A 21,849-nucleotide genomic window follows, 5' to 3' on the forward strand; every position below is an offset into this window, starting at 1 on the left:
CATGGCCGAAATCAAACGTGCAGCGTTGTTCGGCAAGCTGAACAAGGTGGCATATCGCGCGATCGAAAGTGCGAACGTGTTCTGCAAGCTGCGCGGCAATCCGTACATCGAGCTTGTCCACTGGTTCCACCAGATCCTGCAATTGCAGGATTCCGATCTGCATCGCATTGTGAAGCACTTCGGCGTCGAGCCGTCGGCGCTGGCGCGCGATCTGACGGATGCGCTCGACCGGCTGCCGCGTGGCGCGGGCTCCGTCGTCGACATCGGCTCGCAGGTCGAGGAGGCCGTCGAACGCGGCTGGGTGTTCGGCTCGCTGATGTTTGGCGAGTCGCAGGTGCGCACGGGCCATCTGGTCGTCGGCCTGCTGAAGACGCCGTCGCTGCGCAACGCGCTGTATGGGATCTCGCGCCAGTTCGAACGGGTCAAGCTCGAAGTGCTCGCCGACGAATTCGACGCGCTGCTGGGCGGCTCGCCCGAAGCGGGAATGAGCGCGAGCGACGGCTTCCAGGCAGCGGGCGCGCCTGCCACGGGCGACAGCGGCGGTGGCGTGCCGCCAGCAGCGATGGGCAAGCAGGAGGCGCTCAGGCGCTTCACGACCGATCTGACCGAGCAGGCGCGCAACGGCAAGCTCGATCCGATCGTCGGCCGCGACGAAGAGATTCGCCAGGTGGTCGATATCCTGATGCGCCGCCGTCAGAACAACCCGATCCTCACAGGCGAAGCGGGGGTGGGCAAGACGGCGGTGGTCGAGGGCTTTGCGCAGCGCATCGTCGCGGGCGACGTGCCGCCGACGCTGCGCGACGTGCAGCTGCGAACCCTCGATGTGGGCCTGCTGCAAGCGGGCGCCAGCATGAAAGGCGAATTCGAGAACCGGCTGCGCCAGGTGATCGAGGAAGTGCAGGCTTCCGAAAAGCCGGTCATTCTTTTCATCGACGAAGCGCATACGCTGATCGGCGCAGGCGGTGCAGCGGGCACCGGCGACGCCGCCAATCTGCTCAAGCCCGCGCTCGCGCGCGGCACGCTGCGGACCGTCGCGGCGACGACATGGGCCGAGTACAAGAAGCACATCGAAAAGGACCCGGCGCTCACGCGGCGCTTCCAGGTCGTGCAGGTGCCAGAACCGGACGAGACCAGGGCCATCCTGATGATGCGGGGCATCACGTCGACCATGGAAAAACATCACAAGGTGCAGGTGCTCGACGAAGCGCTGGAGGCGGCCGTGCGGCTGTCACACCGCTACATTCCCGCGCGCCAGTTGCCGGACAAGGCAGTGAGCCTGCTCGACACCGCGTGTGCACGCGTCGCGGTGAGCCAGCACGCGACGCCGCCCTCCGTTGACGATTCGAGAAAGCGCATCGCCGCGCTCGAAACGGAACTGGAAATCATCGGGCGCGAGACGGCTGTCGGTATCGAAACGGGCGAACGGCTCGCGGCGGCAACGGAGCGTGTAACGGCGGAACGCGCGCGTCTCGCCGAACTCGAAGCGCGCTGGCAGGCGGAAAAAGAACTTGTCGAACGCATCCTCGCGTTGCGCGCCGAACTGCGCAACGAGACAGGCAAGGTCGAAGGCGCGGCGGGCGCCGCATCCATCGAACCCGCTGCGTCCATCGATCCTGCCGCGCGCGAGGCGCGCCTCGCCGAACTGCGGGAACTGCAAGCGAAGCTCGTGCAGCATCAGGGCGAAGACCCGCTGATTCTGCCGACGGTCGACCAGCAGGCGGTCGCGTCCGTCGTGCAGGACTGGACCGGGATTCCCGTGGGACGGATGGTGCGCAACGAGATCGAGAACGTGCTGAAGCTCGCGGAAAGCCTGAACAAACGGATCATCGGCCAGGCTCACGCCACGCAGATGATCGCGCGCCGCATCCAGACTTCCCGCGCCGGTCTCGACAATCCGGACAAGCCGATCGGTGTGTTCATGCTCGCGGGCACGTCCGGCGTGGGCAAGACGGAAACGGCGCTGGCGCTCGCCGAAGTGCTGTACGGCGGCGAGCAGAACGTCATCACGATCAACATGAGCGAATATCAGGAAGCACACACCGTCTCGTCGCTCAAGGGCGCGCCGCCGGGATACGTCGGTTATGGCGAAGGCGGCGTGCTGACGGAGGCCGTGCGCCGCCGCCCATATAGCGTCGTGCTGCTCGACGAAGTCGAGAAGGCGCACCCCGACGTGCACGAGATTTTCTTCCAGGTGTTCGACAAGGGCTGGATGGAAGACGGCGAAGGGCGCGTGATCGATTTCAGGAACACGCTGATCCTGCTCACGACGAATGCCGGCACCGATCTGATCACGAACCTGTGCAAGGACCCCGAGCTGATGCCCGAGCCGGAGGGCATTGCGAAAGCGCTGCGCGAACCGTTGTTGAAAGTGTTTCCGCCGGCGCTGCTGGGACGCCTCGTCGTGATTCCGTACTATCCGCTGTCCGACGAGATGCTCGGCGCGATTATCCGCTTGCAGTTGGGGCGCATCGAAAAGCGCGTGCGCGCTTCGCACAAGATTCCGTTTTCGTACGACGATGATGTCGTGAAGCTGATCGCGAGCCGCTGCACCGAACTGGAGAGCGGCGGCCGCATGATCGATGCGATCCTGACGAACACGCTGCTGCCGCACATCAGCAATGAGTTCCTCGCGCGGATGATGAATGGCACCACCGTGTCGAAGGTGCAGATCGGCGCGCGCAACGGCGAATTCGTCTATACGTTCGATTGAGCGCCCGCACTTGGATGGAGGGTTCATATGCCGCAACAAGTCAGCATGGGTGCGACGCTGCAATGCTCGTTCGGCGCAGCGCCTTCGGCGCTCGTCGTGCTGCCGGTGAACCGCGTGATGGGCGAAGGGCCGCCGGCGGCCAACATCATGGACCATGTGCCCCTCGTCAACATCATGCCGTTCGGCATGTGCAGTTCGCCCGGCAATCCGACCGTGGCCGCGGCGACGGCTGCCGCGATGGGCGTGCTGACGCCGATGCCGTGCGTGCCCGCGACGATGTCGCCGTGGGTGACGGGTGCGCCGACCGTGCTGCTCGGCAACCAGCCGTCGCTCGACAATGTTTCGAAGTGCATGTGCAACTGGGGCGGCGTGGTCACGATCGTCAATCCCGCCACGGTCAAGACGATGATTCCCTGATAAGTCGACGCAAGGCCATGCGACCATGACCACTCAAGACCCGCTCCGCCACGTCACCGTCAGTTGCGCGCCTGCCGGCGGCGATCTGTTGTTCCTGCGCCTGACAGGTCACGAGGAGCTGGGCCGGCTCAGCGAGTTCCGTGTGGACCTGCTTGGCTTGAGCAACGATCTCAATGCGGGCGACCTGCTGGGCCAGGACATGTCGATTGCCGTGTCGCTGCCATCCGATGGCGAGCGCCAGATCAACGGCATCGTGACCACGTTTCGCCTCATCGCGCCCGGCGACCGAACCCGTAACCGGATGGCGCGCTACGAGGCCGTCGTGCGGCCCCGGCTGTGGCTGCTCACGCGTGCGTCGCACAGCCGCTTCTTTCACGATATGACGGTACCCGACATCATCGCCAGGGTATTGCAGGACTACGACATCGATCTGAGTAACAAATGCGCGGCGGCCTATCCGTCGTTGCAGCACTGCGCGCAGTATCGCGAGACGGATTTCGACTTCGTCAGCCGGCTGATGGAACATGAGGGCATCTACTACTACTTCGAGCACAAGGGTGGCAAGCACACGCTAGTGATGACCGATTCGGCGGACGTTCACACGTCGATCGAGCACTACGCGACGATCTCCTACGACGGGTGGTACGAACCGCTCCAGGAGAAGGAATGCGTGTATCAATGGTCGTCGGGCGCCGAGTTGCAGACGGGCAAATACGAAGTCAACGAATACGACTTCGAGAAGCCGTCGTCGAGCAACCAGCAAGGCTTGCTCTCGCGCGCGACACGGCCGAAAGTCTACGATCCGCCCGTCTTTACGATGCAGGAACATCTGAGCGGCCACGTCCAGTCGGGCGACGGCGACCGTTACGCGAAAGTCGGCGTGGAAATACGTCAGGCGCGAAACGAAAGCATCAGCGGACGGACGAGCGCGCGCGGCGTGTGGCCAGGCGGTCTGTTCGCGCTGCAAGGCCATGCGTGCGAGTCGCAGAATCACGACTATCTGGTTGTCCGCGCCGACTACGAAATCAATTCCGACACCTACGTATCGACCTATAACGACAATCGCGCGCTGCCGTTTTTCGATTGCAGCTTTACCGCGCTGCGCAAGGAAAACCAGTTCCGCGCCGAACGCATCACACCGCGCGCCGTCATAGGCGGGCTGCAGACCGCGACGGTGGTCGGCCCCGACGGCGACGAGGTTCTCACCGACAAGTACGGCCGCATCAAGGTGCAGTTTCACTGGGAGCAGTTTGCGCCGCCTGCCGACGCGGGCGAACGGATGAAGCGCTGCTGGGTGCGCGTCGCGCACAGTTGGGCGGGCAAGCGCTGGGGCACATTTTTTATTCCGCGCATCGGCCAGGAAGTGCTCGTCGATTTCGTCGAGGGCGATCCGGACCGGCCGCTCGTCACCGGCTGCGTGTACAACGCCAACACGATGCCGCCGTACGACCTGCCGGCGAATTCCGCCCTCTCAACGTGGAAGAGCAACTCGACCAAGGGCGGCGGCGGATTCAACGAGATGCGTTTCGACGATACGAAGGGCAGCGAGCAACTGTTCTTCCATGCAGAAAAAGACCACGAAACGTGGATCGGGAACGACATGCTGGCGAACGTCGGCAACGACCGGCATCTGAAGGTGACAGGCAACGAGTTCATTGCGGTGACGGGTGCGCGGCACGATAGCGTGACGGGCGACCGGAACGCGAAAGTGGCGGGCAATGATTCGCTGAACGTCAGCCAGAAGCTGCAGGAAAAAGTGGGGATGGACTATGCGATCGACGCGGGCATGAACGTCCACATCAAGGCGGGCATGAATATCGTGATTGAAGCGGGCGCGAGCATTACGCTTAAGGCAGGGGGCGCATTCGTCGTGGTGGGACCGGCGAGCGTCGCGGTATCGGGCACACCGATTCTGTTGAATTCGGGCGGCTCGGCGGGGTCAGGCAGCGGTTCGTCGCCCACCGACCCCACCGATCCAAAGGACGCCGACGACGGCACGAAGAAACTGAAATGATGACGTGATGCCTGGTTGACTACGCAGCAACCATCTTGCATTCGGCCAGAGCAAGGCATGCGACGGCAAGCAGGCGCCAGGGCGCCGGCTCCTGTCGACATCCCGCTTTGGCCGACAGGGGAGTCAGGTGAAAGGTCCGATTCTTTCGTTGTGCGTCGCGCGCTTCAATGACGAGCCCATCGCCGAGCCAATCGTGGTCGAGTTCGGCGCGGCGGGTGGCACCATCGGGCGCGCAACCGACTGCACCCTGGTGCTGCCCGATCAGCAGCGCGCGATTTCGCGCGTGCATGCACGCATTGAGTTCCGCGACGGCGAGTATCTGTTGTGCGATCTCGGCAGCAATCCGAGCGTGCTGAACCAGCACGCGCTGGGCGGCACGCGCGAGGCGCGGCTCGCGAACGGCGACCGGCTGATGATCGGCACGTATCTGCTCGAAGTGTCGATTGGAGAACGCGTCGCGGGTGTGCGCAGCATGACGGGGCTACCCGATCCGCTGGCGGCCGTGAAGGTGCTCGGCGAACGGTCGCCGGCCGACATGCAAAGCGATCCGTTCGGTCTGGGCGCGCTCGATCCGCTTGGGCAACCCGCCTTCGGTGAGCGCAAGCCCATTGCGTCGGGACCGCGCTATGCAGGGTCCGAAAGCGATCATGTCGCGCCGGAGTTTCAGGCGTTCTCCGCGCCCGAGCCTCGGGTGCCGCCAGTGCCCGTCGTGCCGCACCTCGCGTCGGGCAGGTCCGGTTCGTCCGGCTCGTCCGGCTCGTCCGCGGTGCGTGCCGCGCAGCCGGGAGGCATTCCCGCCGATTACGATCCACTCGCCGATGCGCTTGCGCAATGGGAGTCGTCGCCGCGTCCAGGCGGTGCGTCCGGCGCGGCCGCGTCCGCGCCAGCGTTTGCCTCCACGCCGTCGCAGGCATTGCCTCGAGCGCATCCCGTCCACGCTCCAGCCCCAGGCGCGCCCGTTCCCGCAACACAACATGGACCGACAGGCCTGCCAGCCAGTCTGCTCGGCGATGCCGCTGAAGGCGCAGCCGCGACGCCATTCGACGATCTTCTCGCACAGCCAGCACAGCCAGCACAGCAGGAGGTTTTCGAGGATCCCACCGAGCTCGCGCCCGTTCACGAACCGGAACCGGCACCGGCTCCCGCCGCTTCAGCGCCCGCGCAAGCTGCCGTGCCCGCGCCGCAAGCCCCGACGCATGCGCCGCCGCCGGGTGCTGCCGCGACGCCTGCATGCGCATCTGCGTCGCCCGGTGCGCGCGAAGAAGCCGCCACACCGCGCGTCCCGTGGGCGGAGGGTGACGCCTACGCCGCGCTCGTCGAAGGACTCGGCCTCGATCCTTCGCGCGCGCCGAATGTTCCGCCTGCGGAGCTGGCGCGGCTCGTCGGCGCGATGTTGCGCGAGGCGTTGCGCGGCACGATGGGCGTGCTGCGCGCCCGCTCGATGACGCGTCGCGAGGTGCGGCTCGACATCACGCTGATCGTCGCGCGAGACAACAACCCGCTAAAGTTTTTCCCCGATGTCGACAGCGCGCTCGAGCAGATGCTGACGGGCCGGGGCGCCGGCTATCTGCCGCCGGCGCAAGCGCTGGAGTGCGCATTCGACGACATCGAGTCGCATGAGCTGGCCGTGATCGCCGGCATGCGCGCGGCACTCGCGGAAGTGCTTGGACGTTTCGATCCCGCCCACATCGAGGCTCAGTTGAAGGAAGGCGGCATGATCGAGAAGGTGCTGTCCAATCGCAAGGCCAGGCTGTGGGACCTGTTTGTCGAGCGCCACGAGAACGTGTCACGCGAGGCTCAGGACGACTTCCAGCGGCTGTTCGGCAAGGCGTTCAACGACGCGTACGAAGCGCAGATCGACGCGCTGCGCACCGCGCGCAAGAGCGGCAGGACAGACCCGTCACGCAACCGCTGAACCTGGTCGCTACGAGAAAACCACTGGATACGACGAGACAACATGTCCTGGAACAGCAAAGTCATCTGGTCGGAGGGGATGTTCCTGCAGCCGCAGCATCTGCAGCAGCACGACCGCTATCTGCAGACTCAACTCGAGACTCGGGCTGCGGGACTGCGTGCGTATAGCTGGGGGCTGACCGCGCTGGAGATCGACGAGCAACTGCTCAAGCTCGGCAAGGTCGCGCTGCTGTCGTGCGCGGGCGTGATGCCCGACGGCACGCCATTGAACCTGCCCGCCGACGACGATCTCCCCGAGCCGCTCGATATTCCCGAAGGCACGCGCAACGCGCTGATCTGCCTCGCGCTGCCCGTGCGCCGACCCGGCATAGCGGAAACGGGCGATGACGGGAGTGAAGAAAATTTCGCGCGGCATCGCGTGTCCGAACTCGAAGTCGGCGACAGCAACGATCCGAATGCCACGCCCGCGCTTATGCAGATCGGCAAGCTGCGCGTGCGCCTCGCGCTCGAATCCGATGTGGCGAATGCGTATGCGGTACTGGGTGTCGCGCGCGTCGTCGAACGCTTGCCGGATAACCGCGTCGTGCTCGAAAGCGACTACAGCCCGCCATGTCTCGACTATCGTGTGGCGCGCCGGCTCGCCGCATTCGTGGACGACCTTGTCGGCCTGCTGCACCAGCGCGGCGAGGCGCTGGCCGCGCGTCTTGCGCAACCCGGCGTGACGGGCGTCGCGGAAGTGGCGGATTTCCTGCTGCTGCAACTGATCAACCGGCACGAGCCGCTCGCCGCGCATCTGTCGACGATGACGGGGCTGCACCCGGAGACTCTCTACGGGATCGCGTTGCAGCTTGCAGGCGAACTGGCCACGTTCAGCCAGCCGACGAAGCGGCCGTCCGCGTATCCCGTGTACCGGCACGACCGGCTCAAGGAGACCTTCGCGCCCGTCATCGACGATCTGCGCGCGTCGCTCAGCATGGTGATGGACCCGCATGCGGTGCCGATTCCGCTCGAAGAACGCAAGTTCGGCCTGCGTGTGGCGCTCGTGCCGGACCGGAACCTGTTTGCTTCGGCGATGTTCGTGCTGGCCGTGCGCGCGCAGATGCCGGCGGAAAACATTCTGACGGGCTTCGCGCCGCAAGTGAAGATCGGACCGGTCGAGCGCATCCGCGATCTCGTGAACCTGCAGCTGCCTGGCATCGGGCTACGTGCGCTGCCTGTCGCACCGCGCCAGTTGCCGTTTCATGCGGGGTTCACGTACTTCGAGCTCGATCGCGGCAACGATCTGTGGAAGCAGTTCGCGACTTCCGCCGGAATGGCGTTGCATGTCGCGGGCGAATTCCCGGGGCTGGCGATGGAATTTTGGGCCATTCGCCGGTGAGGGATTGATCGAGGACATACATCGTGACTCCAGATGAACCGCGCGGCCCGCTCGACGATCCCGGCGCGACGATCCTGATTCCGACACCGGGCGGCTCCCGCACAACATTCGTGGCGGCCGCCGCGACCGCGGCGCCGATTTCGCCGGATACGGGCGGCCTGAATCCGCTGCTGCGCGCGGCCAATCCGCTGCTCGAGCTGGCCGTGCCGCTGCGCCAGTTGCCGACCCATCCGGACGTCGAAGCGTTGCGCACTCAGCTCATGCAGATGATGCGGGCATTCGAGACGCAAGGGCGCGCGAACGGTATCGACGACGAGAAACTCGGCGCGTCGCGCTACTGTCTGTGCACGTTCCTCGACGAGGCCATTTCGAGCACGCCGTGGGGCGCGGGCATGTGGGCGAGCCGCAGCCTGCTCGTGACGTTTCATAACGAGGCGTCGGGCGGCGAGCGCTTCTTCCTGATCTTGCAGCGGCTCGCGCAGAACCCCGCTGCGAACATCGATGTGCTCGAACTGATCTACGTGATTCTCGGGCTCGGCTTCGAAGGCCGATACCGGTTGATCGACGGCGGACGCACGCAGCTGGACACGATTCGTGAACGGCTCGAAACGATGATCCGTTCGCAACGTGGGGCGGCCGAGCGCGATCTGTCCGTGCACTGGTTGCCCGTCAAGGGAGAACGCAAGCCGCTGCTGCAACTGGTGCCGTTGTGGGTCGCGGCCGCCGTCGCGGGTGTGCTGCTCGTCGGCGCGCATCTCGTGCTGAGCCTGCGTCTGAACGACGAGTCCGATCCGGTGTTCGCCGCCTTGCACAGCGTGCGCGTCGCGCCGCCGCCGCTCGCCGCGGCGAAGGCCGCGCCGCCGCCCGCGCTCGCGCCGAAGCTGTCGCAATTCCTCGCGCCGGAGATCGCTCAGGGCCTCGTGCGCGTGTCCGAAAGACCGGACAGGACGGTCGTCGAAATCAACGGCGACGGCCTGTTCGCATCGGGCAGCGCCGAACTCGCGTCGGAGTACCTCGGCTTGATCCAGCGCATCGGCGACGCGTTACGGGATGTGCCGGGCAATGTCGTCGTCGCGGGACACACGGACAACCAGCGTCTGGTGTCAGCGCGTTTTCCGTCGAACTGGCATCTGTCGCAGGCGCGCGCCGATGTCGTGAAAGACATGCTGGCCGCGCGCGCGGGATCGCCTGGCCGATTCACCGCGGAAGGCCGCGGCGATACCGAGCCGATTGCGCCCAACGACACACCGGCGAACCGCGCGAGGAACCGTCGCGTCGACATCACCATTCTCGCGCCCGGAGCGGCATCGTGACCCGGCCTGCTATCCGCGCGCATCTCTTCGGGGATGACCGCCCATGAAACTGACAGGCTGGCTGCGCCGCCCGATCGTGCTGACGTTCCTTGGCGTGCTGGCGCTCGCGCTGGTCGTCTGGATCGAGGGGCCGTTGCTCGCGTTTGCGGGCAAGGCGCCGCTCGAAACGGCCGGGAGCCGCTGGGTCGTGATCGCCGTGCTGTTCGTGCTGTGGGCGCTTTACTGGGGCGTGCGCTGGCTGATTGCGCGGCTCGCGAACGTGCGCTTTACGCGAGTGGTCGCCGAGGAGACGCCGCAGCCCGGCAAGAAGGAATCAGAGGCGGAGGTTGCCGCGCTCAGGCAGCGCTTCGAGGAAGCGATGGCGATCCTGCGCAAGGCGCGCGTGAAGGGCCGCTTCGGGAGCCAGTACGTCTATCAGTTGCCCTGGTACATGTTCGTCGGCGCACCCGGCACGGGCAAGACGACGGCGCTGCTCCATTCGGGCCTCAAGTTTCCGCTCGCTGACCGGCTCGGCAAGCAGGCAGTCGGCGGCGTCGGCGGGACGCGCAATTGCGACTGGTGGTTCACCGACGATGCCGTGCTGCTCGACACGGCCGGCCGCTACACGACCCAGGACAGTTTCGCTGAAGCCGATCAGGCCGCATGGAGCGGATTCCTGCAACTGCTGCGCAAGTACCGGCCGCGGCGCCCCTTGAACGGCGTGATCGTCGCCTTGTCGGTGCAGGACCTGCTGCAGCTGTCGGACACGCAACGCGCGCTGCAGGCAGCCGCCGTGCGCGAACGGCTGAAGGAACTGTACACGCGCCTTGGCATGCGGTTTCCCGTTTACGTCGTGGTGACGAAATGCGATCTGCTGGCGGGCTTCGCCGAGTTCTTCGACGACCTCGGCCGCGACGAGCGTGAACAGGTGTGGGGCATGACCTTCCCGTATGTTGCGCAAGGTGCGCCGGACGAAGCGCTGGCGTCGTTCGCCGGCGAGTTCGCGGCGTTGGAGAAGCAGTTGCAGTCGCGGGTGCTCAGGCGCATGCAACAGGAGACGGACATGCGGCGGCGAGCGCTCGTGTATGGCTTTCCGCAGCAGTTCGCCGGCCTCGAGAATGTGTTGACCGCTTTCCTGAAGGAAACCTTCAGCGCGTCGCGCTTCGACGAGGCGGCGCTGCTGCGCGGCGTCTATTTCACGAGCGGTACGCAGGAAGGCCGGCCGATCGACCGCGTGATGAGTGTGGTCGCCGCCGCGCTCGGCTTGCAACGCGAGGTCGTGGTGCCGGACCCGGCAAGCGGGCGCGCGTACTTCATCACGCGGCTGTTGCGCGATGTCATTTTCCAGGAAGCGGAGCTTGCGGGCACGAACCCCAGGCTGGAGCGGCGCCGGACATGGCTGCAGCGCATCGCACTCGGATTGATCTGCCTCGGCGTGGTGGGGGCGCTGGTACTGTTTTTCATCAGCTATCAGCGCAATCGCGCGTATATCGCCGATGTCCAGCAGCATGTCGCCCAATTGCAGAAGCTCGCGCAAAACACCAGGCCGGGCGACGACCCGCTCGCGCTGCTGCCGCTGCTCAATGCCGCGCGCGACGTGCCAGGCGGCTTCGAGGATCGCAAGAGGAACGTGCCGTGGCTTTCGCGTCTCGGGCTGTATCAGGGCGACAAACTGGGTCTCGAAGCGCAGGCGAGTTACCGGCGGCTTTTGCGTCAGACGCTGCTGCCGCTCGTCGTGCGCAGGATGGAGGAGGAGTTGCGGCGGGGCGACGCGAACAATCCAGACTTTCAATACGAGGTGCTGCGCGCGTATCTGATGCTCGGCGATGCGTCCCATTTCGACGCGGATGCGGTGCGCCTGTGGGCCGACATCGACTGGCGGCGCGGACCGCTGCACGATGCCAGCGACGATCAGCGCAACGATATCGACGCTCATCTCGCCGCGCTCTTTCAGCCCGCGCAATTCGACGCGTCGTTGCCGCTCGATAAGGACCTGATCGCGCAGGCGCGCGCCAACCTCGCGAAGATGCCGCTGGCACAGCGGATGTTCAATCGGGTCATGCGCGATCTCGAACAGGTGAAGCTGCCGGAATTCACCGTGGCGGCGGCTGGGGGACGCAACGCCGCGCTGGTGCTCGTCAGAAAGAGCGGCTCACCGCTCACGCGCGGCGTCTCCGGCGCCTATACGCGGGCGGGCTATCAGAAGTTCGGCCAGTTGCGCGACGCCGCCGTGATCGATGTCGCGAGGGACGACTGGGTGCTCGGCCGCGAGGAATCCGTGCTGACGCCGAACGGCATCGACGACCTGAAGTCGGCGATGACGCGGCTCTACTACGATCAGTACATCGCGCAATGGGACGCGCTGCTGGCGGATGTCGCCGTGGTGCCGATCGATAGCGTCGCGAAGGGCGCGCGCGTGGCCAATCTGCTCGCCGCCCCCGATTCGCCGTTGAGGGCGCTCATGCTGGCCGCCGCCCAGGAGACCACGCTCGGCATGGCGAAAGCGGGCGGCTCGCTCGCCGAACAGGGCGTCGCGGCGTTGGGCAACAAGCTCGATGCGGTGAAGAAGCGGCTCGAAAGCGCGCTCGGCAATCAGCCGGACGAAGCGGCACCGCCGTCTGCGCAGGTCAATCCCGTCGATGCGCACTTCCAGGCGCTGCACGATCTCGCGGGCAAGCCCGGCGCGGCGGGTCCCGTGCCTCTCGATACGCAGCTCGCGGCGCTCAAGGATGCGGCGTCGTATCTCGAAGCCGCCGATGCCGCGCGCAAGCAGGGCCTGCCCGCGCCGCCGGGTGACGCGCTGAACAAGCTGAAGCTCGCCGCGCAGAGCGCGCCCGCGCCGCTCGCGAACGTGGTCGACGACATTGCGAACGGCGGCGCGATGCTGATGGTCGGCGGCGAACGCGCGCGGCTCAATGCGCTGTGGCAGTCCAACGTCGCGCAGCTTTGCCGGCAGGCGCTCGACGGGCGCTATCCGCTGGTGCGCAGCTCCCGTCGCGATGCCGCTTCCGACGATTTCGGGCGAATACTCGGGCCGGGCGGCCTGATCGATGATTTCTTCCAGAAGAACCTTGCGACGCTGGTCGATATGTCGGGGCCGCAATGGCGCTGGCGCAGCGGCGCTGAATCGCTCGGCATTCCGCTGGACGTGCTCGCGCAGTTCCAGCGGGCCGCGCAGATCAGGGATGCATTTTTCCGCGCCGGGGGGCGCGACGCGTCGATTCGCTTCACGCTGAAGGTGCTCGACATCGATCCCGCTATCGACCACGCCACCATCGATATCGATGGACAGCAGCTGGTTGCCGCGCATGTGGATCAGTCGATGGTGTTCCAGTGGCCGAGCGGAAAAGGCACTGGACAGGCGCATGTCGATTTCGAACCGTCGGGAGATTCCGCGCGCGCGGATGGACCGTGGGCGCTGCTGCATCTGGTGGACAATGCGCGTTTGCAGCCGACCGCTCAAGCAGATCGGTTCAAGATGACCTTCGAGTCGGATGGACATCCGCTCGTGCTTCAGCTCGATGCGAGCAGCGTGACGAATCCGTTTAGTCGAGGGGTGTTCGAACAGTTCCGCTGTCCTGACCGGCTATGAACGAGTTCGTCACGAAGGGGCCAGGTTTTTTCGGCAAGGTGCGTACGCATGGCGACTTTGTCACGCGACGCCTGCCCGCCGGGTTCGTCGCGCCGTGGGACGCGTGCCTGCAGCAGGGCACGCTGTTCGCGCAGCGGCGGTTGGGCGCGCAGTGGCTGCCCATGTATCTGAATATGCCTGTCTGGTGCTTTGCGCTCGGTGCGGGCATTTGTGGCGAGTCGGTATGGGCGGGGGTGTTGATGCCGGGCGTCGACAGGGTAGGACGCTATTTTCCGTTCACGATCGCCGCACCGGTTGCAGTGGGCGACGCGGCCGCGTGGCTCGGCGGCGCGCAGTCCTGGTACGACGAGGCGACGCGGCGTGCGTTGTCGACGCTTGCCGACGATTTCGTGCTGAAGCGCTTCGATATGGAACTCGATGCCTGGGGGCCGTTGCATGTAGCGCCTTCTGCGCGCGTCGCATGGCGGCTGGGTCTGGGGGGACAGGCTCAGCAGCAGGCAGGACCGGCGCTCGGGGAAAACGACGGGAGCGACGTCGAACAGCCCGGTGCGGTTCGCGATGGCTTTGCCGATGCGCTTGCCGATCACGCCGCAGCGGGATCGAGTGCGTGGTGGACGGAAGGTTCGAGTGCGGTCCCGCCGGCGCTGCTAGGCGGTCCGGGCTTGCCCGACGGAGAGCGCTTCGTCGGTCTGCTCGGCGAGGCACCCAATGGCTGGCAGTCCATCGTGAAGCTGCGGCGGTGACTGCCCGAGAAAAGAACAGAGAGTAGTCCGAAGCGACGGCTTGTGAATTCATTGATCGGAGGTCGCGCCATGTCTGGCTCAATCATTTCTATTCTGAACGCACGCAGAGCACGCGGGGCGTTGCTGGTCACGCTCTGTGTCATCGCATGCGCACGCGTTGCGCATGCTGCCGAACCGGTCCTCAAGGAGCAGGACATCGATGAACAGTCGGTCACACGGGCGCTGGCTCCCGAGGACAACGGCGACAACATCGTGACGCGCGGATTCGTGCTGTCGAACAAGCAACCCGGTGCAGCGGCGAAACCGGCGGGTCCCGCCAGGCATCCGTCGCTGCAGATGCTGATCACGTTCACGACCAACTCGTCGACACTCACCCAAAGCGCGCAAACCGCACTCGACAAGGTGGCTCACGCGCTGCAGTCGGAGCAGTTGGCGGCATTTCGCTTTCGTGTCGAAGGGCATGCCGATCCGCGCGGCTCGGCGGAATCAAACATGAAGCTGTCGGAGGATCGCGCTGCCGCAGTCGTCGCGTATCTGACGCAGAAGGACGGCATCGCACCGGAGCGTTTGTCGTCGGTTGGGAAAGGATCGACCGAGCCATTGAACCGGCGCAATCCGACCGCACCGGAAAACCGTCGCGTGACGATTGTCACGGTGACGGACTAGCTTGACGCCGCGCGCACTCATGAAGCTGGCTTGCGCACGCGGCATCGAAGTCACGGCGGCATGCGCGCTGTCCTTGTCGACGGCAGCATGGCTGGCGGACAACGCTTGCGCGCAAGCGGTCAGGCCATCGCTCGAAGTGCAGAGCGAGCACGTCGAGATACGGCGTATTCCGCTCGCCAGGCTCGATGCGTCGCTGCCGGCGGACAACCGGCTCGTCGTCTTCGCGATTACCGACCGGCAGGGCCTGTATGTGATGCATGCGCCGGGTATCGCCGATCAGGGCGCGATGTTTTCTCGCGTCGTCGCGTTGTTCGAGCGCCGCGACATGCCGCGCGATCACATCGTCACGATGGCTGCGATCGTCAATCACGCGCGGCGCTTCGGCACCGACGCCGCAGACCTGACGGCAGGCAACAATTTCAGCTCGGTCGAACTCGCTCGCTTCTTCGATCTGTCCCGGCGGCAGCATCTGGTGCTGACGCCGGGCGAGCGTGCACTGCAGCGCATCGTCGTGCGGATGGGCCTGATCGAAGAGCGCAACGGGAACTGGCAGGCGCGCAGCACGCATGATTTCCTGATCACCATTCCCGGTCGCGGCCCAGCGCAAGGCGGAGAGTCCATCGACGCGCCCGTGCGCGCTGCGATTCTCAGTCATGAATTGGGCCACTGGCAGTACTTTTCCGACGAGGCCTATGCGCAAGCGTGCCGGTCTTTCTGGTGGCGCGATCTCACCTATGAGGAGCGCGCGGAACTGACGCGGCAGTTGGAAAGCATGGGTTACGACGCGAGCGACCGGATCGTCATCGATGAGATGCAGGCCTATCTGTTGCATACGCCCGCGCCTTATATGCCTCTTGCCGATGTGCGCGGCGCTGGGGGCATCGATGTGGCGCGGATACGCGACAAGCTTAGACAGAAGGTGACAGAGGACGGGCGATGACGGCGGGTGGCTTTGCCGAGCTACCCTTGTCCACCCAGAAGTACAAGATGATCGAAAGCGAGATCGGGGGAGGGCGCACCGGGAGCCCGCGGCGTGTTCTTTATCCATCGGGCTGGCACAGCCTTATCCTGCTACGACTTCAAAAGAATTCAAGGAATTTTCGGCAAGAAGCGATTGGCAGTCGTGCCGGGCGAATGGTCTGTCCTGACGGTGCTCGTCTGCAAAAACGAACAGCGGTGGCAAAAGTTCGAGACTTGCCCAGGGCTTGCAGCGCGTTCACATTACGGGCACGGACGTCGATCAAAACATCGGGTACGAATCGGTGCAGATGGAGCATAAGGGCGGCAACGAATTTCTCGTGGCCATCAGCAAGCAGGTGTATCCCGAGTTCATGGTCTTCGTCGAACGAGACTGAGGTTGGCAGTCGGAACAGCGCCCGCTGAGGACGGTCAGCGTAGGTAGCGTCACGACGAGCGCCGGGGCCGCGATGTCAATCATCGCCGCGTTGGAGCCAGCGAGATCAGAAAATGTTCCTGTGAGCGGAGGCGCGACCGATAACAGGGCCTCGCGTATTGTCGGGACCCAGCTGGAAGACATGTTTATGGGGATCATTGGCTACATCTTTGGGTCCGCCCGTCACTTCGTTGTAGCCAACTACGACTGGGTTATAGCCTTTTTGCTCAGCCAGGAATTTCGCTTTCACTTCTTGCGCAAATCCGTTGACGCCAGAGAAGCACGCCCAGATCTTGACCGCAAGGATTTGACTCGGCAGGCCTCCGTCGACCAGGAATCGAACCAGCTGCTCTGCGGATAGCGTCTCGCCATCATTTGACGCAATGAACGATACGCCGCGTCCGCTGTGCGCCAGTACATAAAGCACTGTTTTGTGCGGCTGCGTAATGTCTTCAGCCAACTCACTTCGTTTTACCCGCCAGATACCGGCTGGTTCCCAAAAATCGCGAGCCTCGGCCCACAAGGCGTCGTCGTACCACGGCACGATGACACGGCCAATAGGCTTTTCGCCGAGCTGCTGAGTGAGACGTCCCATTTGTGCTCTCCAGTGATCCGATGGCTGGACTCATCGATCTAAACAGTGAATACACGCCATTCCACCGTGTCAAGTGGGGCCAGTTGGGCGTTTTCGCATCGGCCGAATTCGGGGGATTTCTAGCAACGCCGCGAATCTTCAAACGAGGTGCCGTTCATTCGTCTCTAAGGTAGGGTGTGTGGTTCAGGCTCGGTGCTCGCGATCCTCCGCGTTTTGCGACGCGTTCCGTCGGGTGGCGACCGCGGATACGTTTAAAGTGCGTTCGCGACGTATGCCGCTGCGGAAAAGTTGCCAGGATTCTGGTCGCGAGTTCATCCATGACTATCGGCATTGTCAAATCCGTCGGTGAGGGCGCCGCGAACAATAAAGAAGACGTCCTGCTGGTTCAAAAGCTGCTTATCGAGCACGGATTTACGAGTCTCTCTCCACCAACGGGCATTTGCGACCGGCAAACTATCCAGGCCATCGAAAGTTTTCAGCGGCAGTTCTCCAGGCTGCCGGACCGGCGCGTCGACCCGAACGGTCGCACGTGGCGTCATCTGGTGGCGTTCAAGCATCATCCGCCGGTGGTGCTCTCTCCTTTTCTGCGCCTTGTTCCGCGTCCCGCCGCGAATACCATCAATCACGGCCTGCGCGCTGTTTCGGACGCATTCATGAACAGCACGCTGGGCAAGCCGAGACAGAGCTATTCGTCCGACTGCCAGCCCTTGACCGATCCACGTCTAAAAAGAAACGTGGTCGTTGCGAGGATCGGCGGTTTTCGTGTGCAGGGGCTCGCGCCTGCTGTCGATAGCCTGAAGGCTGTCTACGCGGATGTTGAAAAGGAGTTGCCCGACCTTGCTATGCTGATCGGCACAGCGGGTATGTTGTGTTGCCGCTTTCGGCGCGGCAGCACGTCGAAGATTTCCAATCATTCGTGGGGCACCGCCATCGACCTGACTATCGCCGGTGTGCTCGACACGCGTGGCGACAACAAGGTTCAGGTCGGGCTGACGCTTCTTTGCCCGGTCTTCAATCGTCATGGCTGGTACTGGGGCGCGGGCTTTCCTACCGAAGACGGCATGCACTTCGAGGCGGGTCACGATCTGGTCGCAAGCTGGGCCACTGTTCTGAAATGAAGCGCCTGCGATTGTCATGAAACACGCACGATTGTCGCTACGGTGCTTGCGGCTGGCGATCGTTGGAATCGCTTCATCAATCGTGTTTCCACTGGGGGCTTGCGCGGCCGGGCCGAGTCAGGCGGATGCGCATTCCGGATGTCGCTTCGAGCCTCCTGCCTCATGGAACTTTACGGTCATTCGGTGGAGCGGTCCTTGCTCTGCGGATGGTGTTGCTGACGGCAGAGGCGTTCTTCGTGGCTATGCGGATGGCAGAGTCGCCGAGACATTCTTCGGCGAGTTGAGGCGCGGTTATCTGTCGATTGGCGTGATCGAAACAGAATCCGGCTACATCGCAGGGAAGTTTGTTGAGGGCAGGCTATTCCAGGACCAGGAACGTCGTGACGTAATAGCGGCTTTTGAAATTGCGGCGAAGGCAGCACAACAAATGAGCGAAATGTACTGGCGCAATGGCAACACAACTTCGTCGGGTTATTACGCCCGCAAGGCACGGGGGTTTCGGGAACAGATGGATTAACCGAACGGAGCGGCACGCGCGTGGGAACTTGATTTCGCGCGCCATCGCTTCGCGGCCTCAGTTGGAAAGAGAGATTTCGAAGACCGGGATACACTGGTGCTGACCTCGCGTGATCGACGAGACGTCCGCCACGGCGGCGTGACACTGGCCTTGGGTCGATCGCTGAGAAGGACTCCTACTATGAAAAATCCGCCTGGAACATTACTTCCCGCTCTGGTGATTTTGGTCGCCGGCTGTACCGTTGGCCGCATGGCATATACCGGGCCGCACCTCACTCCGGCAGAGTGCCGCGACGTGGCGGCGCTCAGGACAAACGCGGCCCCTACGATGGCGCAACACGAAAGCGAGCTCGCCGCGCTGAGGAAAGCGGGCTACAACCCGTCACCGTGGTACGACCCGTACTATCCAGCGGATCTACAAGCGGCACAGCGCCTGGTCGATTATTGGTTTCAAACGGAGTGCCCGCACCTTCAAACCGGCTGAGATAGACAACTCAAAGAGTGACACCACATAGGCGCCTAGATGATCTTGCATTGCGCCAGTCCATGCGGTTCGCCGAGACACGCATCGGCGACGGCGACGATGCGTTCGGTGTCGGCATGGGCTTCGGGAACACGATCGACACATCTGATCTGCGATAACGTCCACCAGATGCCTGGCGGATCGTGGCCGAGCCACATGACGATCGCGGCCGCTTTGGTTCGGAGGCTCCATCGCTGCCAGTCTGCGCCCGTGGGCGAGAACTGGGCGTGCCTGTCGGCGTATCGGGTCGGGTCCAGGCCGTAGCGTTTCAGGTAGGCCGGGTTGAGGCGCTCGTCGGGCGTAAGCTGCCCGTCATGGGCGATGCGCACCTGTTCAAGCCTTTCGACCTGAATAAAATCGCTCACCGCGCGGCTGACGACTGAAAACTCATACAGCAACGCCGCGCCCACCGCCAGAAATGTCGTGAAAGACAGGGCACGAGCACCCACACGATTCGTCGTCTCGCTATTCGTGCGTGGGCCATTTCGGTTCCTTGCACCGCATTCGTACTTCTTCAGACGCTTGAGCACCTGCGCTCACGCCAGGAATGCGCGGTCGAGCGCCGACCGGAGGATGCCCCGGGCCTTCGAGAGATCCGAATGACATCGCACGCTGGACGAGCCATGTAGTTATGCTAACAAAAGGCAGCCGGGCGTAGGAGTCCGCCGCAGCAGATCCTATGTCACAAGACGAATTGGAACAGCAGCTTGTTACGGCGCTTCAACTGGCTCGATATTGCATGGAGGCGAAGGCACCGGTTCGTCGTCGAAGGCGGTGCCGCACCGCGCGGCAAACGCGAGGGCTGATTGCCTGTTTGTAAGATGCCCCAGATCACCCAGCGAGGTGGTCTCGCCATCTTCCTCAAGAATGGACACGCGCGCGACGAAAGAATTTCCGCTTCTCGCCGCCGATAGTTGTATCGCTACACGTTGGTGATAGAAGTGCATAACGTCTCCAGTTGTTATATAGGTGCGACAGGGTGCGGCCTTGATGAACGAGCCGATCGCTTAAATGGAAGATCCTCAAATCCCTTTCAAGCGCACGCGGCTCAGTTGAGTGTTGCCCGAAGCGAAAAGACTTTGGTCAGCGTAGATTCACGCGCCTTGATGTGTTCCATCGCGCGTTGTTGGCGCTTCACCTGGCACGTCCGGGAGAAGCGCCGAAGTACATTGTGGATAGACCGCCGGTCAGGGGAACTGCTCCCAACCGTACGCTGATCCTTGGTTTTAAGCCGGCAAAAGAGGTGCCCGAAACGGCATCGTGGGTAGCTCCCCGAGCACTGCCTTGCACAACCTGGAGTCAATGCGACGGCGAATCCAAAGTATTATCTCGCGCAAGTGCACCGTCAACTTCGGGACGCTAAATCGGAAAACCTCCTTTACTGACGTTTCGCGTCGACAGTAGCAATGCCGCTAGAAGTTGCGATCGTAACCTTCGCTTCCCGGGGGCTTCGAGATTCCACAAACTATTTGCCTGGCGCGAACCATTTTCCATAGATCTGTTCGTAGGTGCCGTCCTCGTACATTGCGAGTAGCGCTTCGTTGATGGACTTGCGTAGTGGACTGCCGTTAGCTAAGGCAATTCCATATTTTTCCAGCCGGAAGATCGGTCCGACAACAGCCAGGACGCCGTTGCCGCGCTTTGCGGCCCAGTATTGAAGGGTTGGCGCGTCATAAACGATTGCCTGGACGTCACCTTGCATGAGCATACGGATGCCCTCGGCGGCCGAGTTCACATTGACAAATGGCAGGCCGCGTTGGGTCAGGTAGTCCGCAGCGGTGGTCGCTGGTACTGTGCCTATCGATTTGCCAGGGAGGTCGTCCGGGCCACGGATGTTTGACTGGAGGCGTGCTACGGTTTGAAATGATGTGATGGTAGCGGTGAGGTGAGCGATCAGCACGACACCGATCAGCCACATCGCCGGCACGAGGATGCGCTTCCCCACGTTAGCCGTGTCTCGTTCGCCGTGCTCACCTGTGGCGATGATCAGCATGGTCTCCCACAAACCTTCGCCGATCGCACGGAAATAGGGTTTGTGAAAATGAGGGTCGTGTTTTCGTTCGATCAGCCAGACCAGATTGGCGAGCAGGAATACAATCGCGATCGCTACGCCCATGATCTGAATGATGGCCAGCCACGGGATCGATCGGAACGCTGTCATGAATGCATTGTCGCTCCGCGCGCGCACCATGATCTGTAAACCGGAGTCGAAATAGGGCAGCGAGAAATCTATGACCTTTTCCCGTTCAGAGGTCATGGTGATGGCCGCTATCGCGACGTCTGCCTCGCCACGCTGCACAGCGGCCAACAGCTTGGCCTGTGTCGGAACTCTGGTCCATGTGAATTCGACGTGCATGCGACGAGCAACCTCGTTCCATAGATCGACGCTAAACCCTTCTGGAGTCGCCGTCTGTGGCAGCACGAAGGGCGCTGCCGGGGAAATCGCAACCCGCAACGACCGTTCCGCAATGGAGCCCGTTGGAGCATTGGGTGGCGCAACGGGTGCAACCAGAACGACCCTGCGTCGGACGGCGACCCCAGTTTGTATCGATGTCGTTTTAGCAACGCTTGATGTGCTCCTGGTCACTTCGAGCGGTTTAGAGGCCGCAGAAGCGGGCACCAAAAGGATCGAAGGTAGGGACAGACAAATCAGCGCGACCAACCAATGGGATGGATTGTGCATCGCCTCTAAGGTCCAGATTAATTTGATGACGTCGTGACATTAGCGGCGGGAGCGCGCATGCAGTTCACGCCCCCGCAGCGCCCCATACAAATATCTTCGTATCCGTGAGTGGCGACGCGCGATTTCGTCGGCTGTGCTGTGGCACCAGTTGGCTTCGTCGTCATCGGATTGCAAGTTCACAACAGCGCAAGTGCCATCCGCATGGCGCTCTCTCATCCTGAGGTTGACCCGGTTCGACGGACGGATTTGCAGCCAGCGATTTGATGCGATCTAACCTCCGTTGAGTGTTGAGTCG

The 21,849-nt window shown here is 63.4% G+C and carries 18 protein-coding genes; 14 read left to right on the top strand and 4 right to left on the bottom strand.

Annotated elements, in window-relative coordinates; genetic code table 11:
- Position 1: 1 nt before the first annotated feature.
- The 11 genes from tssH (at position 2) to J8I87_RS30700 (ending at position 16,081) form a co-directional block, all read left to right on the top strand.
- The gene (gene tssH, locus J8I87_RS30650; protein ID WP_209935916.1) at positions 2-2,710 is read left to right on the top strand and encodes a type VI secretion system ATPase TssH; all 2,709 of its coding nucleotides are present in this window, start codon (positions 2-4) and stop codon (positions 2,708-2,710) included.
- A 27-nt stretch (positions 2,711-2,737) separates the two neighbouring features.
- Complete coding sequence (locus J8I87_RS30655; protein ID WP_209935918.1) at positions 2,738-3,127, top strand: DUF4280 domain-containing protein; 390 nt, start codon at positions 2,738-2,740, stop codon at positions 3,125-3,127.
- 25 nt (positions 3,128-3,152) lie between these two features.
- Positions 3,153-5,141, top strand: coding sequence for a type VI secretion system Vgr family protein (locus J8I87_RS30660; RefSeq protein WP_209935919.1), 1,989 nt, complete (start codon positions 3,153-3,155; stop codon positions 5,139-5,141).
- Between the two features lie 127 nt (positions 5,142-5,268).
- Positions 5,269-7,056, top strand: a complete 1,788-nt coding sequence (tagH, locus tag J8I87_RS30665) for a type VI secretion system-associated FHA domain protein TagH (protein WP_209935920.1) — start codon at positions 5,269-5,271, stop codon at positions 7,054-7,056.
- Between the two features lie 42 nt (positions 7,057-7,098).
- Positions 7,099-8,433, top strand: coding sequence for a type VI secretion system baseplate subunit TssK (gene tssK / locus J8I87_RS30670; RefSeq protein WP_209935921.1), 1,335 nt, complete (start codon positions 7,099-7,101; stop codon positions 8,431-8,433).
- 23 nt (positions 8,434-8,456) lie between these two features.
- Positions 8,457-9,746: a DotU family type VI secretion system protein gene (locus J8I87_RS30675; RefSeq protein WP_209935923.1), complete on the top strand. Its 1,290-nt coding sequence runs from the start codon at positions 8,457-8,459 to the stop codon at positions 9,744-9,746.
- 43 nt (positions 9,747-9,789) lie between these two features.
- Positions 9,790-13,317 carry a type VI secretion system membrane subunit TssM gene (gene tssM, locus J8I87_RS30680; RefSeq protein WP_209935924.1) on the top strand — a complete coding sequence of 1,176 codons (3,528 nt, stop codon included), beginning with the start codon at positions 9,790-9,792 and terminating at the stop codon, positions 13,315-13,317.
- Positions 13,314-14,060: a type VI secretion system-associated protein TagF gene (tagF, locus tag J8I87_RS30685; protein ID WP_209935925.1), complete on the top strand. Its 747-nt coding sequence runs from the start codon at positions 13,314-13,316 to the stop codon at positions 14,058-14,060. Before tssM ends, tagF begins: the two co-directional genes overlap by 4 nt.
- Positions 14,061-14,129: 69 nt before the next feature.
- Positions 14,130-14,726: an OmpA family protein gene (locus J8I87_RS30690; RefSeq protein ID WP_209935926.1), complete on the top strand. Its 597-nt coding sequence runs from the start codon at positions 14,130-14,132 to the stop codon at positions 14,724-14,726.
- Positions 14,727-14,745: 19 nt separating this feature from the next.
- Positions 14,746-15,666, top strand: a complete 921-nt coding sequence (locus J8I87_RS30695) for a hypothetical protein (RefSeq protein WP_209935927.1) — start codon at positions 14,746-14,748, stop codon at positions 15,664-15,666.
- Between the two features lie 265 nt (positions 15,667-15,931).
- Entirely contained in the window at positions 15,932-16,081 is a 150-nt protein-coding gene (locus J8I87_RS30700) for a hypothetical protein (RefSeq protein WP_209935929.1), read from the top strand.
- 105 nt (positions 16,082-16,186) lie between these two features.
- On the opposite strand, the gene J8I87_RS30705 is transcribed toward J8I87_RS30700, so the two are convergent.
- A complete protein-coding gene (locus tag J8I87_RS30705) occupies positions 16,187-16,714 on the bottom strand; it encodes a hypothetical protein (protein ID WP_209935930.1) in 528 nt (175 codons plus the stop codon).
- A 176-nt stretch (positions 16,715-16,890) separates the two neighbouring features.
- On the opposite strand from J8I87_RS30705, the gene J8I87_RS30710 reads away from it, so the two are divergent.
- From J8I87_RS30710 to J8I87_RS30720, 3 genes are all read left to right on the top strand, one after another.
- Positions 16,891-17,832 (top strand): M15 family metallopeptidase, encoded by a 942-nt coding sequence (locus J8I87_RS30710; RefSeq protein WP_313066899.1) that lies wholly within the window; start codon positions 16,891-16,893, stop codon positions 17,830-17,832.
- A gap of 16 nt (positions 17,833-17,848) precedes the next feature.
- Positions 17,849-18,349 carry a hypothetical protein gene (locus tag J8I87_RS30715; RefSeq protein ID WP_209935931.1) on the top strand — a complete coding sequence of 167 codons (501 nt, stop codon included), beginning with the start codon at positions 17,849-17,851 and terminating at the stop codon, positions 18,347-18,349.
- A 180-nt stretch (positions 18,350-18,529) separates the two neighbouring features.
- A complete protein-coding gene (locus J8I87_RS30720; RefSeq protein ID WP_209935932.1) occupies positions 18,530-18,832 on the top strand; it encodes a DUF4148 domain-containing protein in 303 nt (100 codons plus the stop codon).
- Positions 18,833-18,867: 35 nt separating this feature from the next.
- Here J8I87_RS30720 and J8I87_RS30725 read toward each other — a convergent pair whose 3' ends face one another.
- The 3 genes from J8I87_RS30725 to J8I87_RS30735 all read right to left on the bottom strand — a co-directional run bounded on the left by J8I87_RS30725 (position 18,868) and on the right by J8I87_RS30735 (position 21,554).
- Positions 18,868-19,401 (bottom strand): hypothetical protein, encoded by a 534-nt coding sequence (locus J8I87_RS30725; protein ID WP_245254282.1) that lies wholly within the window; start codon positions 19,399-19,401, stop codon positions 18,868-18,870.
- A gap of 180 nt (positions 19,402-19,581) precedes the next feature.
- Complete coding sequence (locus J8I87_RS30730; protein WP_209935933.1) at positions 19,582-19,818, bottom strand: hypothetical protein; 237 nt, start codon at positions 19,816-19,818, stop codon at positions 19,582-19,584.
- A 518-nt stretch (positions 19,819-20,336) separates the two neighbouring features.
- Positions 20,337-21,554, bottom strand: coding sequence for a transporter substrate-binding domain-containing protein (locus tag J8I87_RS30735; protein WP_209935934.1), 1,218 nt, complete (start codon positions 21,552-21,554; stop codon positions 20,337-20,339).
- Positions 21,555-21,849 lie beyond the last annotated feature (295 nt).

Origin of the sequence: Paraburkholderia sp. LEh10, from assembly GCF_017814945.1 — a bacterium.
Lineage (GTDB): Bacteria > Pseudomonadota > Gammaproteobacteria > Burkholderiales > Burkholderiaceae > Paraburkholderia.